The sequence below is a fragment of the Streptomyces sp. NPDC029139 genome, assembly GCF_055564335.1.
In genome coordinates this window covers 208,461-224,546 of record NZ_JBVHWN010000006.1, presented here as the reverse complement: position 1 = coordinate 224,546, position 16,086 = coordinate 208,461, and the positions used below count along the sequence as shown (strand labels likewise).

Genomic DNA, 16,086 nt, shown 5'->3' with positions numbered 1-16,086 from the left:
GTCATTGACAATCCGTCAAGGGGCTCCCTACCGTCTCCAGCCACAAGGGCTCGACCGGCCCTGGGGTCCGTGCGTCTCCGTGCGAGTTTCTCGAAACAGGAGTGCCCGGATGCGTCGTACCGCTTCACCCATGTCCCTGATCCTGCTGGGAGCAGGGGTGTTCCTGCTGGTCCTGGCCCCGTTGCTGGTGACGTACGTCCAGCCGCACGCCAAGCGCACCCCGGTCGACGTCGACACGACCACCGTCTTCACCGGCACCGGCAGCTACTTCGACACCTCGCTGCTCAAGACGGTGCACGACCGGCGGATCACCATCACACGCCAGGTCCGCGGCGATGTCGCGGACAGCGTGCGGAGCGGCAACGCGGTGTGGGACGTGTCCACCTCGGTCGACACCGACGCCACACTGCCGGCCGCCGACACCCGCGACTCGCTCCAGTGGACGCTCGAGCGCTGGGTGACCGACCGGCGGACGAATGAACCGGTGCACTGCTGCCGCGAGTCGCCCGTCTTCGACGGCGAGGCGTACCTGAAGTTCCCCTTCGACGTCGAGGAGCGCGGCTACCGCTGGTGGGACGGCACCCTCGGCGGTGTCGTACGACTCCGCTACGCGGGCCCCAGCACCGTGCGGGGCTACGAGGGTCTGCGCTTCACCGGCAGTGTCCCGCCCACCAGGACGGGCGTGCGGCAGGTGCCGGGGCGGCTGGTCGGCAGGCCGAAGACACCCCAGGTGCTCGCCGAGGAGTGGTACTCCAACAGCAGGATCGAGCTGGTCGCGGACCGGCGCACCGGACGCATCGTCTACGCGGCCATCGGACCGCGGAAGACGCTGCGCGCTCCAGGAGCGCGGAAGGACGCGGTCGTCCTGTTGTCGAGCGACAAGATCGCCTTCACGGACCGCACCCAGCGGCAGCAGGTGGAGCTGGCCTCGGCGGACAGCAGGAAGCTGGAGCTGCTCGGCAGCACGGCGCCCCTGGGGGCCGGGGTGCTCGGTCTGGTGCTCGCGCTGGTCGGCGGGGCACTTGTCGTCCGGGGGCGCCGGACCGAACCGGACGTTCCGCCGAGCGCTCACTTGATGACGAATCAGTCCACCTGAGCAAGGCGGAAGTTGTCATACCGGTGAGTAGCCCCAGATCGAGCACGTACCGAAGACTGGCGTACCCAACCGAGCACGGCCCCTCCCGGTCACCCCCACCGTTCCCCGCAGTCCCCCTCACGTCCCCACCTCACGTCCCCCTCGCTCGTATCTCCCCCCACCCTCGCAACCTGACACGAGTTGGAGCACGCATGCCCCAGCACGTTCCTCCCCCACGGCTCGACCTGGTGCCGCATCCGGTCCCGCGGCCCCTGACCAGCCACAACCCCGCTCGTGCGCGCGGGGCCGAAGCGCCCCGGCGCATCACCTTTCTCGCCCATCGCGACCTCGGCAACCCGGCCGCGGGAGGCTCGGAGCTCCTGGTCGACCGGCTGGCCGCCGGACTGACCGAGCTCGGCCACGACGTCACGCTGCTGTGCGGCGGCCCCGCGGCGCACCGGCCGTACCGCGTCGTGTCGGCCGGTGGCGCGCTCGGCCACTTCGTCGGCGCGCGCTCCGCCTTCGCCCGCCGGGTCGGCGACTGTGACCTGCTCGTCGAGGTGTGCAACGGGATGCCGTACCTGTCCCCGCTGTGGCATCGCGGTCCCACGGTGTGCCTGGTCAACCATGTGCACACCGAACTGTGGGACATGCGCTTCCCCGGGCCGGTCGCCCGCGCCGGGCGACTGCTCGAGCACTGGGCCCTGGCCCGGGCCCACCGCGGCAATCTGCTGGTGGCCGTGTCGCCCTCGACCGCCGGCGCGCTCCGCGCGATCGGCGTGCCGCAGGAGCAGATCCGCGTGGTGCACAACGGTGTCCACGAGCCGGGGCCGCGCACCCCCCGGTCGACGACGCCGATGTTCGTCGCCCTCGGCCGACTGGTCGACTACAAGCGGATCGATCTGCTGCTACGGCTGTGGGAGCGGGTCCGGCCCGTCACCGGCGGTCGGCTCGTCATCGTCGGTGACGGACCCGAGCGCGAGCGGCTCGAACGGCTCGCGGGGCCCGGTGTGGAGTTCCGAGGACATGTGTCCGAGGAGGAGAAGCACCGGCTGCTCTGCGAGGCGTGGCTTCTGCTGCATCCCGCGGCCGTCGAGGGCTGGGGGCTCGTGGTGACCGAGGCGGGTGCCCGCGGCACGCCGACGCTCGGGTTCGACGTGCCGGGGCTGCGTGATTCGGTCCAGGACGGTGTCACCGGCCTCCTGGCCCGCGGGGACTCGTCGTTCGCCGCCGCCTGGTGCACGCTGGCGCTGGACGACGGCCGGCGCGAGGCCATGGGCAGGGCCGCCACCGAACACGCCGCCGAGTTCCGCTGGAGCGGCACCGTGCGGCGGTTCCGCGCCGTCGCCGCGGAGGCGGTGACCCGCGCGCGCCCGCAGAGCGTGGTCGCGCCGACGGAGGCCATGCAGGCGAAGGCACCACAGGCGCAGGCACCGCACGCGGAGGCCATGCAGGCGAAGGGCCCGCTCACGTGAAGGACCCGTCGCTCCGCCGCTCCCTCACCCTCTTCCGGGCGTTCCTGCGCGAGCAGGACGATCCGCACACCGCGTACGAACTCCTGGCCCGCGACGCGGTCGACCAGGTCGAACGCCATGTCCGGCTGGACGGCCGGGTCGTCGTCGACGTCGGCGGCGGACGCGGCTACTTCACCCGGGAGTTCCGCCGCCGCGGCGCCCACGGCTACCTCTTCGAGCCGGACCTGGCCGAACTCGCCCCCGCGCCGGGGGCGGGGACGGTCGTCGCCGACGGCTATCTGCTGCCGCTCGCCGACGGCGCCGCCGACGTGTGCTTCTCGTCCAACGTGCTGGAGCACGTCCGGGATCCCGGCACCTTCCTCAGCGAGATGGTCCGGGTCACCCGGCCGGGCGGGCTGATCTACGTCTCCTTCACCAACTGGCTCTCGCCGTGGGGCGGCCACGAATGGGCGCCCTGGCACTACCTGGGCGCCGAGCGGGCCCGGGCCCGCTACGAGCGGCGCACCGGCCGGGCCGCCAAGCACCGGCTCGGCGAGAACCTGTTCGCCATCGGGGTCGGTCCGACCCTGCGCCACGTCAGGAGCCGGGACGACGTGGAGATCGTCTCCGCCCGCTCCCGCTACTGGCCGGTCCTCCCGGAGATCGTTCCGCGCGTGCCGGGGCTGCGGGAAGTCGCGACGTGGAACCTCCTCCTCATCCTCCGGCGGTGTCCATGACCAGCACCATCCATGCCCGTCCGCCGGCCTCCCCGGCCGCGCCCGGGCCCATGCCCGGGGCGCCGGAGCCGCGGCGGCGCTCCCGGCGCTGGCTGCTCGGCTTCTGGGCGGCCGTGTTCGCGGCGTTCCTCGCCGTGTCTCCGGGGCGGATGACGTTCGAGACCAAGTTGGGGGTCGTCGCCGATCCGTGGCGGTTCCTGCGCGACCTGGGCCGGCTGTGGCACGACAGGGACGGTTTCGGCGGCATCGCCGACCAGTACGTCGGCTACGCGATCCCGATGCTGCCGTTCCACGCGGCCGCCGACCTCGCGCGGCTGCCCGTCTGGCTGGCCGAACGGCTCTGGCTCTCGCTCGTGGTCACCACCGCGTTCTGGGGCGCCCTGCGACTCGCCGAGCGCCTGGGTGTCGGCTCGTCCACGTCGCGGCTCGCCGGCTCGGCGGTGTACGCCCTGTGGCCGACGTACACGATCGTCGTCGGCTCCACGTCCGCCGCCGCCCTGCCCGGCGCCGTCCTGCCCTGGGTGCTGCTGCCGCTGACGGACCCGCGGACCAGTCCGCGCCTGGCCGCCGCCCGCTCCGCGCTGGTCATCCCGCTGATGGGCGGCGTGAACGCCGCCTCGACGCTCGCGTCGCTGCTGCCCGTCGGCCTGTATCTGCTGTCCCGTCCGGGCGGCCCCCGCAAGCGCGCCCTGATCGCGTGGTGGACGCCGTGCGTGATCCTCGCGACCGCCTGGTGGGTCGTCCCCCTGCTGCTCCTGGGGACGTACGGCGAGAACTTCATGCCGTACGTGGAGTCCTCGCAGACCACCACGGCGACGATGTCGGCGGCGGAGGTGCTGCGCGGGGCCGGCAACTGGGTGGGCTACCTGCACTTCGGCGAGGCCTGGCTGCCCGCCGGCTGGACCGTCGCCACGTCGGCCGTCGTGATCGCCTGCTCGGCCCTCGCGGCGGCACTCGGACTCGCCGGGCTCGCCCGGCGGGACCTGCCCGAGCGGCGCTGGCTGGTGCTGACCGTCACCGTCGCCGCGCTGGTCACACTCGCCGGGTACGGCGGCGCGCTGGGCGGCCCGTTCCACGAGACGGTGCAGGACTGGCTGAACGGGCCGCTGGTGCCGTTCCGGAACATCTACAAGTTCCAGACGGGGCTCGCCCTCGCGCTCGCGCTCGGCTTCACGCACCTGACGGCCGCAGCCCTCCTCCCCCGGTCCGTACCGGCCCGCTTGCGCCGCTTCGCGCCCGCCGTGGCCACCGTGCTCGTCCTGCCCGGCCTGGCCTGGCCGTACGTCAACGGCTCGATCCTCCAGCCCGGTTCGTTCCGGCAGCTGCCCGGGTACTGGGAGGCGACCGCGGACTGGCTGGCCGAGCACGCGCCCGACGACCGTGCCCTCGTCGTCCCGGCGACCGCGCACGGCATCTACACCTGGGGCTCGCCGATCGACCAGCCCCTCGACGTCCTCGCCCGGTCCCCTTGGGCGCAGCGCGACTACGTGCCGTTCGGGACTCCGGGCAACCGGCGTGCGATGGACGCCGTGGAGCAGGCCCTGACGTCGGGCCGCGAGGTTCCGGGGCTCTCGGCGTACCTCTCCCGGGCCGGGCTGTACCACGTCGTCGTACGCAACGACCTGGACCCGGACCAGCTCGGGCACATCCCCACCGCGACCGTGAAGCGGACGCTGGAGGCTTCCGGTTACCGGCGCGTGACCGGCTTCGGCCCCCTGCTGACCGACGGCCGGATCGCGGACGACACCCCGGTCCAGGTCGAGGGCCTCTACCCGCGCCAGCGCGCGGTCGAGATCTACGCGCCGCCGTCCGGCTCCGCGCGCCCCGGCCGGGCGCGCATGACGCCCGTCTCCGCCACAGCGGTCGTCAGCGGCGGTCCCGAGTCGCTGCTGCCGCTGTCCGCTTCGGGCGCCCTCGCCGGCCGGCCCGCGGTGCTCGCGGGCGACGCGCACCCGGGTGTGGACCGGGCGTCGCTGTACGCGTCCGGCGACGGGATGCGCCGGGCCGACACCCGGTTCGGTCTGGTGAACTCGGGCACCTCGCACACGTACACCCGCGAGGAGCGCAACGCGGAGCGGGCGGTCCAGGACCCCGGGGACGAGCCACGGCAGATCCTGCCCCTGACCGGGACCCGGCACCAGACGACCGCGGTGCTGCGCGGCGCGGCGTCCGTGACCGCCTCTTCGGTGGGCAACTGGCTGTTCCACCTCCCGCAGTACGACCCCGTCAACGCCGTCGACGGCAATCCGGACACCGGCTGGGCCGAGGGCTCCCCCGGCTCCCCCGAGGGCGAGTGGCTGCGGATCGGCTTCACCGGCCCGACCCGTGTCCCCGGGACGCTGGACCTGACACCGCTGCCCAGCGGCGATGTACGCGCCGCGCCCACGCTGGTGCGGGTGGAGACCGAACGGGGCAGCCGGATCGGCCCGCTGCGGCCCGACGGCAGCACCCAGCAGGTCGCCGCGCCGGAGGGCGAGACGACCTGGCTGAAGGTGACGATCCTCGAGTCGCAGCAGGGCCGCCCGGGGCTGACCGGCGCCGGGTTCACCGAGATCTCCGTCCCGGGCGTGCGGGTGACCCGGATGCTGGAACTGCCCGCCGACGCGCCGCGCGACGTCGCCGGCCCGGTCGTGTACACGCTGTCGCGGGGCAGCGATCCCGGCGGGCTGTCCGCCGTCTCCGCCGAGGTGGGGCTGCACCGGCAGTTCGAGGCCGCCCGGACCGGTGACTACACCGTGCGCGCGACGGCTCTGCCCGTGCCGGGCAAGGAGCTCGACGACCTGCTGTTCGACCTCACCGGACGGCGGGAGAAGATCGTCGTGAGCGCGGACTCGACCGCGCGGCTGGGGACGAACCTCACCCCCCGCAATCTGACGGACGGCGACCTGACCACGGCCTGGGTCGCGGGCGAACGGCCCGTGCTGCGTCTGACCTGGCCCGAGAAGACCGCGGTCGGCGAGATCGTCCTCGCCGCCGCCGGCGGGCTCGCGACCCGGCCGGAGCAGGTGCAGATCAGCTCACCGGACGGGACGGCGATCGCGGCGGTCGACGAGAACGGCCTGGCCCGGTTCTCCCCCCTCACGACCGACCGGATGGACATCACGATCTCCCGTGTCGCGCCGCTGACCCTGCACAACCCGGTCGCCGACGAGCAGTTGCAGCTGCCGGTCGGGCTGAGCGAGCTGCACATCCCGGCGCTGGAGAAGTACCGGGCGCCGCAGCCTGACCCGGCGAAGAGGTTCACGCTGCCGTGCGGCAAGGGACCGGTCGTGTCGGTCGACGGCCGGTTCCTCGAGACCCGTGCCGAAGGACTGGTACGGGACCTGACGGAACGCCGGCCGGTCACCGTCTCGCTGTGCACCGACGGCAGCCGTGTCTCCCTCGACCGCCGCACGCACACCGTCGAGGCCGGCGACACCGGACCGCTCGCGGTCACCGGCATCGAGCTCACGGTCGGAGAAGCGCGGGCCGCCGCGTCCGACTCCCGCGCGGTGCAGGTCGTCTCGGGCGGCGGCGACCGGCGGACCCTCCGGGTCGGCGCGGGCGACGCCTCGTACCTGCAGCTCCACGAGAACCACAACGCCGGCTGGAAGGCCACCCTCGACGGCGAGGAGCTGCGCCCGCTGCGTATCGACGGCTGGCAGCAGGGCTGGCTCGTCCCCGCCGGCGAGGGTGGGACGGTGACGCTGCTGTACGAGCCGTCCCGGGTGTACGTCAACGGGCTGATCGCCGCCGGGGCGATGCTGGTGGTGCTCGCCGGGCTCGCGCTCGTCGGCCGCCGCCGGTCCGGCCCGAGGGCCGACGGAGCGGGCGTGGCGTCGGGCGCAGCCGGTGCGGGGGCGGGCACGGACGGGCGCCCGCCCGCACCGGGGCTGCTGCTCGGAACGGTCGCGCTGACGGTGGTCGGCGGGGTGATCGCGGGCCCTGTCGCGGTGGCCGTACCCGTGCTCGCGGCGATCGCCTGGTGGCGCCCGGCGCTGCTCGGCCCGATCTCGTTCACGGCGATGGCGGGTGCGGGAGTCGTCACCCTCACCGGCAGCGGCGAGGCGGCGGCGCTCGGCCGGGGCGCCTACGGATCGGCGGCCCAGCTCCTGGCCGTGACGGCACTGTTCGCGGCGCTGGTGACGGTGCGTCGTGGGCACGGCGTCCGGGCGGGCGCGCACCGCGCCGCCGGCCGGGGCGCGCCGAGCGGGGTGCCGGAGCCGTACGGGCCCGGCGAATCGAACGGGTCGAACGGGTCGGACGGACGGGGACGGCCGCCGGGCGGCCGTCCGGGGCGGACCGAGAGAAGGGGTGTCTGATGGCAACCGATCAGGGCGCGGCCGTCGCGCACGCCGGCCCGGGGCGGGAGTCGCAGCGTGTGCCGTTCGCCGTCGCGGACGAGATCGCCCGGCACTGCGCCGACGACCGAGAGCCGAACACGGTGCACATCGAGATCCATGTGCCGGGGCGGGTCCGACCGGACCGGCTGCGCGACGCGTTCGCGCGGGCCCTCGCCCGGCATCCCCGGGTGTTGATGCGGGAACGGGGCCGCGGACCGTTCGCGCGGCGCTACGAGTGGGAGCTGACCGGCGCTCCCGGCACCGATGCGGTCTCCTTCCCGCCCCGCGCGGACGGCGCCCTCGCGCGGGCCCGGCGACGCGCCCTCACCGAGGCCCCGTCGCTGTTCAGCGCGCCACCCCTGCGCCTGGAGGTGGTGGAGGAGCCCGCGTCGGAGGGGTGCGTCCTGCTGTTCACGGTCCATCACACGGCGCTCGACGGTCCCGCCTGTTTGCGGATCGCCGCGACCGCCGCGGAGATCTACAGCGGACGCTCCGCGCCCCCCGTCCCCGCGCCGGTCCGCCCGTCGGCCGGACCGGCGCTCCCGCCGGGGGGCGCGCCGGCCAGGGCGCGGCCCGCGCGCGTCGCCGCGGGAAGCCCCGGACCGACGCCCGGAAACGCGATGCTGGTCACCGAACTCCCCCTGCCCCGCCGGGAGTCAGGGGCGCCGTACACCGTGAACGACCAGTTGATGGTGGCCACGGCGTTGACCGTCGCCGACTGGAACCGGCAAAAGGGCGCTCCCGACCGGCCGCTGCGCATCACCATGCCCGTCGACGACCGCACCCGTGGGCCCGCGATGCCGATCGGCAACGGCACCCGTCTGGTCGAGGTCGGGTTCGCGCCCGCCGAGACCGGCCCCGACGCCGACCTCGGCGCGCTGCTGCGGGGCACCGCGGAGCGCACGCGCGCCCTGAAGGCGCGTGATCGCCCCCCGCTGGGGCGTGGTGCCGCCGTGCTGACCGCTCCGGTTCTGCCGGTCGCCGCCCGGGCGGTGCTGACGCGGGGGGCGCGGCGGCTGGCGGCGCCGTGGACGTCCACGACCTTGCTCAGCAACATCGGGCGGATCCCGTATCCGCTGGACTTCGGTCACGCGGGCCGCGCGCACGCGGTCTGGTTCTCGGCGCCGGCCGGGATGCCGCGCGGGCTGACGTTCACGACGGCGTCGACCGGAGGCCGGCTCCATCTGGTGCTGCGCTGGTCCCGCGCCCTCTTGGGCGACGAGGACGGCGTCCGGCTGAGCGAGATGTTCGCCGGCCGGCTGGCGGCGACCGATGCGGAGGCGCTGTGAACAGGCGGGCCCCGGAAGCGACCGCGGAGGAAAGCGGTGCGGAGGCGAGCGGTGTGAAGGGGAGCGGTGGGCGGGGAGGCGCCGTGGAGGACGGCCGGAAGCGGGCCGTGCCCGGGGCCGGGCGGCCCGGCCGTACGGGCACGGCAGCAGCCGTCGCCCCGGCTCCCGAGGCGGGGCCGGCGGGCGCTCCCGATTCCGCGCCGGGGCTGCGGGACTTCTACGAGGACCCCTCCGTGCCCGTGGCGTCCGGAGACGCCCGGAGTCTGCGGCAGGCGCGGCTGCTGGCCGCCGCCCTCGGGGCGCCGGGCGCGCTCGTCGTCGACGTCGGCTGCGGGGACGGCAGCGCGGCCGCGATCGCGGGGCCGATTCTCGCCGGGCACCGGATCGTGGGGGTCGACTGGTCGCAGGACGCGCTGCGCCGCGCCCGGCCGCGCCTGGCCCATGTGGTGCGCGGTGAACTGGACCACGGCGGGCTGCCGTTCGCGGGCGGATGCGCGGACGCGGTGCTGTTCAGCGAGGTGATCGAGCATCTCGTCGACCCCGACCGGGCTCTGGACGAACTGCGGCGCATCCTGCGGCCGGGAGGTCATCTGATGCTCTCCACCCCCAACCTCGCCGCCTGGTACAACCGCGGGCTGCTGCTCGCCGGCCGGCAGCCGGTGTTCTCCGAGGTGAGTCTGCGCGGCATCCACGGCCGGCCGGGTTCCGAAGTGGTGGGTCATCTCCGCCTGTTCACGGCGCGGGCGCTGCGTTCGTTCCTGCTCTCGGCCGGATTCGAGGACGTACGGATCACCGGGGCGCCGTTCCACGGGGTGCCGCGCGGCCTGCGATCGATCGACCGGGCCATGTGCGCCGTGCCGTCGGCGGCGTCCATTCTGCTGGCGCACGCCCGGCGGAGGTGACGGGATGTGGTGGGGTGTGGGCGCGGCGCTGCTTGCCAACCTCCTCTACAGCGTCGGCTTCGTCCTGGAGAAGCGGGCCCTCGGCGCGCTGCCCGCGCTCTCCGCCGGGCGGCCGCTGCGCGTGGTCGGAGTGCTGATGACCAGCCCGCTGTGGATGGCCGGTTCCCTCGCGCTCGCCGCCGGCTTCGCGGCCCAGCTGATCGTGTACCGGGCGCTGCCGATCGCCGCCGCGCAGGGCATCTTCGTCTCGGGCCTCGTCCTGCTTCTGCTGCTGTCGTCGGCGGTGCTCGGCGAACGGTCCTCGGGCCGGGAGCGCCACGCGCTCGGGGCGGTGCTCGTCGCGCTGCTCATGGTCGTGGCGTCGGTGCGCGAGGGCGACGACGCGGTGAGCACGGGGGCGCCGTGGGCGCTGGTGCTCGTCGTCTGTGTGCCGACGCTCGTGGCCGGACTGCTGCTGTACGGGCAGGTCGAGCGGCGCGGCCGCAGACGCCACCGGATGCCGAGCAGCGGCATCGGTTACGGCGTGGCCGTGGGGCTGCTCTACGGCGTCAGCTCGCTGGCCATCAAGGGGGCGTCGGGCCGTCTCACCGCCGAGAGCGCGGGCGCGGCGGTGAGCGCGCTGCTCGGCTCCCCGTACCCGTACCTGCTTCTGTTCACCGCCGGAGCCGGCCTCGTCATGTCCCAGACGGCACTGCAACGGTGCCGTGCCTCCTTGATCGTGCCGGTCTGTACGACGGTGACGTGCCTGTTCACGGCGGTGGTCGGGACGCTGACGTTCGGCGAGAGGCTTCCGGACGATCCGCTGCTGCTGACCCTGCGCGTCGCCGGCACGGCTCTGGCCCTGTCCGTCCTGCTGATCATGCCGCGCCACGATCCGCGGACCTGACGTACCGCCTGAACCACATCACCACCGACCACCGACCTCGAGGATCTTCATGAACTCCGACGACCCGCTCCTGCGCATCCTGGTCTGCCCGCTCGACAAGGGGCCGCTGACACTGCCGGCCGGTCAGAACGTGCTCTACAACCCGCGGCTGCACCTGCGCTACCCGATCGTGGACGGCATTCCGCAGCTCCTCCCCTCCTCGGGCCGCCGGATCTCCCCCGAGGAGCACGAGCGGTACATGAGCTCGTCGGACTAGGACCTGTGGATTCCGGGGCGACCGGGCGGTCGGCCCGCCCGCCGCGCACGGCAGGAGGTCAGGCGACCGCGCTCAGGGTGTCCGCGAGACGACGGCGGGCCGCGCGGGCGGCGGGGAGGGCCGTCAGGGCGATCGCGCCCAGAACGGCGGCGGCGCACATGGACGCGAGGTACCCGACGGGCGGAGCCTGGGCGATGCCGGACCCGATGCCCGAGGTGTGGGCCTCGTGGTCGACCAGCCAGTGGGCGAAGGGAACGCCGACGGCCGTCGCGGCGAGGGCGGCGGCCAGCGCGGTGCAGCCGATGGCCGTCAGGGTGACGGCGGTGATCTGACGCGGGGAGAGGCCGATGGCCTTCAGGGCCAGCAGGTCACGTTCGCCGTCGCGGATGCGGCCGCCGATCGCCGTGGACAGTTCGGTCAGGCCGATCAGGGCGAGCACGGTGATCAGGCCGACGACGACGCCGCGCAGGGTGGAGAGCCGGTCGGCGGGGGTGGTGACCTCGTGCAGGTCGAGGTGGCCCCCGGAGGCGTCGGCGAGGGCGGCGCGGACGGCGCCCGGGTCGGAGAAGGGCTCGAGACGGAGCCGGTAGAGGGTGGGGTTCAGGGCGGGATCGTTCTCGCGCAGGGTGTCGAGCGAGGTGGAGATGACCCTGCCGCCGTTCTCCGGTTCGATGCTGCGGCCGACGAGGTGCAGCACCTGCGGGTGGCCGCCGACCGTGACGCGGACCCAGTCCCCGACGCGTACGTCCAGCAGGTCGAGCAGGCCCTGGCCGGCGACGGCCTCGTCGGGCCCGTGGGCGGGGCGGCCCTCGGCGATCGTGTACGGGTAGGGCTCGGCGCGCGTTCCGAGGCCGCGCAGCGCGATGGTGCCGGTCTGGCCCGGGACCAGGGCGGCGACCTCCAGGCCGGGGTGGGCGGCGGTGATCCTGTCGTCGGCCTCGAACAGCGCGGCGGCCTCCCGGCCGGTGAGCGTGGTGTCGGGGCGGGCGGTGAGCGCGGCGGCGTGGCCGAGCTGCTGGGGGTGACGGTCGAAGCGTTCGATCGTGGTCCAGGCGCCGAGCGCCACGGTGATCAGCAGCAGCGGCAGGGCGAGGCGGACGATGGTGGCCGGCGCGCGCCGGCCGCTGCCGAAAGCCTGGTGCCAGCCGAGGACCAGGGCCGCCGGCAGGCCCAGGCCGAGCGCGCCCCGGGCGGCCCGGGACAGTCCTGCGCCGGCCGTCGTCCGGGGGCCCCGGCCCGGTGCCGCGGCGGTGGGAAGGCCGGGTACGGGCTCCACGCGTCCGGCCCGCCACGCGGCGAGGCAGGTGGCCACCGCGATGAAGAGCACCGCCGCGACGGGGACCGCGAGCAGCGCCGCCGTGTGGCCCTGGAGTCCCTGCCACACGCCGACGGCGTCGCCGAGCCGGCCGGGCAGGCGGTTGCCGAGCGTCTGGACGGCCGCCGCGGCGAGCGTCGCCCCGAGGACGGCGAAGGCGAGGTGCTGGACGAGGAAGACGCGTACGACCTGGCCGGGTGTGAAACCGATGGCCTTGAGGACGGAGATGTCCCGCAGGTGGCCGCGCACCCGGGTGCTGATCGCGCCGAACACCGCGAGGGCGGCGGCGATCAGCGCGCCGAGCCCGAAGAGTCCGAGGACCTGGCCGAGCAGCCTGGTGTCGCCCTGGGCCTCGGCGCGGGCCTGCTGCCAGGTGGAGACGTCGGTGACGGCGCCGGAGCCGAGTGTGGTGACGGCGCGCTGGACGGCGTAGTCGGTGTCGTCCGGGTCGGTGAGGCGCAGTCCGACGACCTGGCCCGCGCCGCGTTCGTCCGGGACCGCCCACGGCAGGGCCCAGACGGTGCCGGGCCGCTCGCCGGAGCGGTACCGGGGCTCCGCGCTGTCGGCGACGCCGAGGACGGCCAGGGTGCGGCCGTTCGGCAGGGTGAGGCGGTCGCCGGGTTCGGCCCACAGGGCCCGGGCGAGGCCGGATTCAAGGACGACGCCGTCGGGGACGGCGTCGTCGAGCCAGCGGCCCGAGGTCAGCACCGGACGGCCGGTGGCCGGGGGCTCCGTGCCGGTGGCGCGCAGTTCCACGCCGGCGCGGGCGCCCCGGGAGGCGACGGTGCCGGCGGCGGTGCGGGAGGGGCCGGAGAGTTGTTCGACGCCGTCCAGCGCGGCGAGGGATCCGGTGTCGGCGCCGGGGCCGGTGTGGATCCACACGTGCGCGCCGCGCGACTGGGCGAAGACCCGTTGCCAGGGGTTGGTGGCGTAGCCGAAGAGGGCCGTGGCCAGCAGCAGCGAGGCGACGATCCCGGCGGTGGCGGCGACCATGAACAGCGCCTCGCCCCGGTGGGTGCGCAGATCGGCGTACGCCCAGCGCAGCATGGCCCGCACGGGTCAGTCCCTCAGTTCCAGTACGCCGGCGAGGCCGGTGCCGCGCGGCGGCGTGCCGCCCAGTTCGGCGTCGTCGGCTATCCGGCCGTCGAAGAAGCTGATCACCCGGTCCGCGGCGCTGGCGAGCCGTGCGTCGTGGGTGACGAGCACGATGGTCTGGCCGCCTTGGTGGAAGCGGGTGAGCTGCCGCATCACCTCGCGGGTGCCCTTGCTGTCGAGGCTGCCGGCCGGTTCGTCGGCGAGGAGCAGCCGCGGCTGGTTGACCAGGGCGCGGGCGAGGGCGACTCGCTGCTGTTCGCCGCCGGACAGCTCGCCGGGCATGCTGCGGGCCTTGGCGCCGAGGCCCAGTTCGGCGAGGAGCTTCTCCCGTTCGGCGCGGGCCCGTCGGACGGAGGTGCCGGCGAGCAGGGCGGGCAGTTCGACGTTGTCGGCGACGGTGAGGTTGGAGACGAGGTTGAAGAACTGGAAGACGATGCCGATGCGGCGGCGCCGCTCCACCGCCCAGCGCGCCTCGGTCCAGCCGTCGGTGTCCTCGCCGTCGAGCCGGAGCGATCCGCTGTCGGGGCGCTGGAGGCCGCCGAGCAGATGCAGCAGGGTGGATTTGCCGGCGCCGGAGGGGCCGGTGACGGCGACGAATTCGCCGCGCCGCACGGTCAGGTCGACGCCACGCACGGCGTGGGCGGGCGCGCCCTCACCGTGGTGGGTCTTGACGAGACCCTCGGCACGCAGCAGCGGCACGGGTGGTGCGGCGGAGTCCGTCACTGCAGCTCCTCCAGTTCCTCCTGGCAGCGCTCCAGCCAGTCGAGGTCGGCCTGGAGGTGCAGCATGGCGCCCTCGATCAGCAGGTGGGCGATGCGGTTGTCCCGGTTCTCGACGGCGGCCAGCTTGGACAAATTGCGCATGGTGGTGAGGTACTCGCGTCGCTGTTTGTTGATGAGGGCGATCTGGTCGGCGAGACCGGTGCGCGGGGCGAGGGCGAGCTTCATGAAGAACTCGTCCCGGACCCTCGGTTCGTCCGCCGTCTCGTCGAACCAGGCGCGCAGTGCTTCCTGCCCGGCTTCGGTGAGGCGGTAGATCTTCTTGTTGGGCCGGCTCTCCTGGGCGATCTCCTCGCCCTCGATCAGCCCGGACTTCTCCAGCCGGCCGAGCGTGACGTAGATCTGACCGACGTTGGTGGGAGGGTACGCGGCGCCCAGCAGTTGCTCAAGGTCCTGCTTGAGCTCGTAGCCGTGGGCGGGGCCCCTGGCCAGGAGGGCGAGGAGGGGATGGCGCACCCGTGCTGTCCTCCCTTGCCGTGCTCCCGGTGTGATGTGGGCTCTAGTATCGCCCATGCCTAACGGGTATACATGCCCCTGTCGCTGAACGAAGGTGTACGGCGCGGTGCTCCGGGAGGAACCTATGCGGTGGATACGGGCCGCGGGTAGGGGTTTCCTGGCTCTCGCGGTCGTACTGACGGGTTACATGGCCTCCGGCGTCCCGTCGGGCGGCGCGGAGCGCGCGGGCGGACGCGGCCCCATGACGCTGGCCACGGCCGGTGATCTCACCGGCTATCTCGGCTCGGTCCTGGACGGCTGGAACCGCGCGCATCCGGCGGAGAGGGTCACCCTGGTCGAGCTGCCGGATTCGGCCGACGAGACCCGGGCCCAGATGATCACCGATCTGCGGTCGGGCGAGGGCAGGTTCGATCTGCTCAACATCGATGTCGCGTGGACGTCGGAGTTCGCCGCGGCCGGATGGATCGCGCCGCTGGAGCGGGGCCGGTTCCCTCTGGAGAGCTTCCTGCCGCCGGTGGTGGACACCGCGACGTACGACGGGCGGCTGTACGCCGTGCCGTACGTGACGAACGCCGGGATGCTCTTCTACCGCAAGGACGTGCTCGACCGCGAGGGGCAGCGACCGCCGCGGACCTGGGCCGAGCTGGAGCGACAGGCCCGCTCCCTCGCCCCGAAGCACGGCCTGGGCGGGTACGCGGGCCAGTTCCTGCCGTACGAGGGACTGACGGTCAACGCCGCGGAGGCGGTGTACTCGGCGGGCGGGACGATCCTGGGCGACGAGGGCGAGCGGGTGACGGTCGACTCGGCGGCCGCCCGCGAGGGGCTGGGGTTCCTCGCCCGTGGCGTGCGGGACGGCTGGATACCGAAGGAAGCCCTGACGTACAAGGAGGAGGAGTCCCGGCAGGCGTTCCAGGACGGCCGGATGCTCTTCCTGCGCAACTGGCCGTACGCGTACGCCGGTGCCTCCGGTGCGGAGTCGAGGGTCGCGGGGAAGTTCGGCGCCGTGCCGTTGCCGGGCCCCGGGGGGCCGGGCGCGAGTGTGCTGGGCGGCTCCAATCTGGCCGTGAGCAGCCATGCCCGACACCCGGAATCGGCGCGTGACCTGATCGCGTACCTCACGAGCGAGCAGGTGCAGCGCCGTGTGCTGAGCGAGGGTGCCCTCCCGCCGGTGCGGGCCGCCCTGTACGAGGATCCGGCGCTGGTGGCGCGCTTCCCGTACCTGCCCGCGCTGCGGGCGAGCGTGCTCGCGGCCGCGCCGCGCCCCAAGAGCCCGCACTACGAGCAGGTCAGCCTCGCCGTGCAGGCCGTGGTGCATGACGCGATGGCGCAGCACCAGACGCCCGAGGCGGCGGTGCGCCGGCTCGCGGACGAACTCGCGGCCATCGCCCGTCGTCGCTGACGCCTCCGCTGTCACTTCGCCGCCCCTTCGCATACTTACCTGTTAGGTATCAGCATGCGGACCGGCACGCCCTGACGACCCCGCAAATCCGGATGTATGACCCCAACCTGCGCCGATTTTC

Annotated in this window: 12 protein-coding genes; 9 read left to right on the top strand and 3 right to left on the bottom strand. The window is 74.1% G+C overall.

Annotated elements, in window-relative coordinates; all coding sequences use genetic code 11:
* Window positions 1–109: 109 nt before the first annotated feature.
* The 8 genes from pgfA to ACZ4VW_RS16815 all read left to right on the top strand — a co-directional run bounded on the left by pgfA (window position 110) and on the right by ACZ4VW_RS16815 (window position 10,921).
* Window positions 110–1,096 carry a cell envelope lipid trafficking protein PgfA gene (gene pgfA / locus ACZ4VW_RS16850; RefSeq protein ID WP_467962926.1) on the top strand — a complete coding sequence of 329 codons (987 nt, stop codon included), beginning with the start codon at window positions 110–112 and terminating at the stop codon, window positions 1,094–1,096.
* A 191-nt stretch (window positions 1,097–1,287) separates the two neighbouring features.
* Entirely contained in the window at window positions 1,288–2,550 is a 1,263-nt protein-coding gene (locus ACZ4VW_RS16845) for a glycosyltransferase family 4 protein (protein WP_467962924.1), read from the top strand.
* Window positions 2,547–3,266: a class I SAM-dependent methyltransferase gene (locus tag ACZ4VW_RS16840; protein WP_467962922.1), complete on the top strand. Its 720-nt coding sequence runs from the start codon at window positions 2,547–2,549 to the stop codon at window positions 3,264–3,266. The genes ACZ4VW_RS16845 and ACZ4VW_RS16840 overlap by 4 nt, the downstream gene beginning before the upstream one ends.
* Window positions 3,263–7,567, top strand: coding sequence for an alpha-(1->3)-arabinofuranosyltransferase domain-containing protein (locus tag ACZ4VW_RS16835; RefSeq protein WP_467962920.1), 4,305 nt, complete (start codon window positions 3,263–3,265; stop codon window positions 7,565–7,567). Before ACZ4VW_RS16840 ends, ACZ4VW_RS16835 begins: the two co-directional genes overlap by 4 nt.
* Window positions 7,567–8,877 carry a condensation protein gene (locus tag ACZ4VW_RS16830; protein WP_467962918.1) on the top strand — a complete coding sequence of 437 codons (1,311 nt, stop codon included), beginning with the start codon at window positions 7,567–7,569 and terminating at the stop codon, window positions 8,875–8,877. Before ACZ4VW_RS16835 ends, ACZ4VW_RS16830 begins: the two co-directional genes overlap by 1 nt.
* Before the next feature lie 206 nt (window positions 8,878–9,083).
* Window positions 9,084–9,779, top strand: coding sequence for a class I SAM-dependent methyltransferase (locus tag ACZ4VW_RS16825; protein ID WP_467963189.1), 696 nt, complete (start codon window positions 9,084–9,086; stop codon window positions 9,777–9,779).
* A gap of 4 nt (window positions 9,780–9,783) precedes the next feature.
* Window positions 9,784–10,665, top strand: coding sequence for a hypothetical protein (locus tag ACZ4VW_RS16820; RefSeq protein WP_467962916.1), 882 nt, complete (start codon window positions 9,784–9,786; stop codon window positions 10,663–10,665).
* Window positions 10,666–10,714: 49 nt separating this feature from the next.
* Window positions 10,715–10,921, top strand: coding sequence for a Trm112 family protein (locus tag ACZ4VW_RS16815; protein ID WP_467962914.1), 207 nt, complete (start codon window positions 10,715–10,717; stop codon window positions 10,919–10,921).
* Window positions 10,922–10,979: 58 nt separating this feature from the next.
* Here the strand turns inward: ACZ4VW_RS16815 and ACZ4VW_RS16810 are convergent, their stop codons facing one another.
* The 3 genes from ACZ4VW_RS16810 to ACZ4VW_RS16800 are packed head-to-tail and all read right to left on the bottom strand — an operon-like array spanning window position 10,980 to window position 14,566.
* Window positions 10,980–13,292 (bottom strand): ABC transporter permease, encoded by a 2,313-nt coding sequence (locus ACZ4VW_RS16810; protein ID WP_467962912.1) that lies wholly within the window; start codon window positions 13,290–13,292, stop codon window positions 10,980–10,982.
* 3 nt (window positions 13,293–13,295) lie between these two features.
* Complete coding sequence (locus tag ACZ4VW_RS16805; RefSeq protein WP_467962910.1) at window positions 13,296–14,054, bottom strand: ABC transporter ATP-binding protein; 759 nt, start codon at window positions 14,052–14,054, stop codon at window positions 13,296–13,298.
* Complete coding sequence (locus ACZ4VW_RS16800) at window positions 14,051–14,566, bottom strand: PadR family transcriptional regulator (RefSeq protein WP_467962908.1); 516 nt, start codon at window positions 14,564–14,566, stop codon at window positions 14,051–14,053. The genes ACZ4VW_RS16805 and ACZ4VW_RS16800 overlap by 4 nt, the downstream gene beginning before the upstream one ends.
* 124 nt (window positions 14,567–14,690) lie before the next feature.
* Here ACZ4VW_RS16800 and ACZ4VW_RS16795 point away from each other — a divergent pair, with 124 nt between their 5' ends.
* A complete protein-coding gene (locus tag ACZ4VW_RS16795) occupies window positions 14,691–15,965 on the top strand; it encodes an ABC transporter substrate-binding protein (RefSeq protein ID WP_467962906.1) in 1,275 nt (424 codons plus the stop codon).
* Window positions 15,966–16,086: the final 121 nt, after the last annotated feature.

Bases quoted from the DNA above. Each gene is read 5' to 3' on its own strand.
- pgfA (WP_467962926.1), top strand. From the start codon at position 110: ATGCGTCGTACCGCTTCACCCATGTCCCTGATCCTGCTGGGAGCAGGG.
- ACZ4VW_RS16845 (WP_467962924.1), top strand. From the start codon at position 1,288: ATGCCCCAGCACGTTCCTCCCCCACGGCTCGACCTGGTGCCGCATCCG.
- ACZ4VW_RS16835 (WP_467962920.1), top strand. From the start codon at position 3,263: ATGACCAGCACCATCCATGCCCGTCCGCCGGCCTCCCCGGCCGCGCCC.
- ACZ4VW_RS16830 (WP_467962918.1), top strand. From the start codon at position 7,567: ATGGCAACCGATCAGGGCGCGGCCGTCGCGCACGCCGGCCCGGGGCGG.
- ACZ4VW_RS16820 (WP_467962916.1), top strand. From the start codon at position 9,784: ATGTGGTGGGGTGTGGGCGCGGCGCTGCTTGCCAACCTCCTCTACAGC.
- ACZ4VW_RS16815 (WP_467962914.1), top strand. From the start codon at position 10,715: ATGAACTCCGACGACCCGCTCCTGCGCATCCTGGTCTGCCCGCTCGAC.
- ACZ4VW_RS16795 (WP_467962906.1), top strand. From the start codon at position 14,691: ATGCGGTGGATACGGGCCGCGGGTAGGGGTTTCCTGGCTCTCGCGGTC.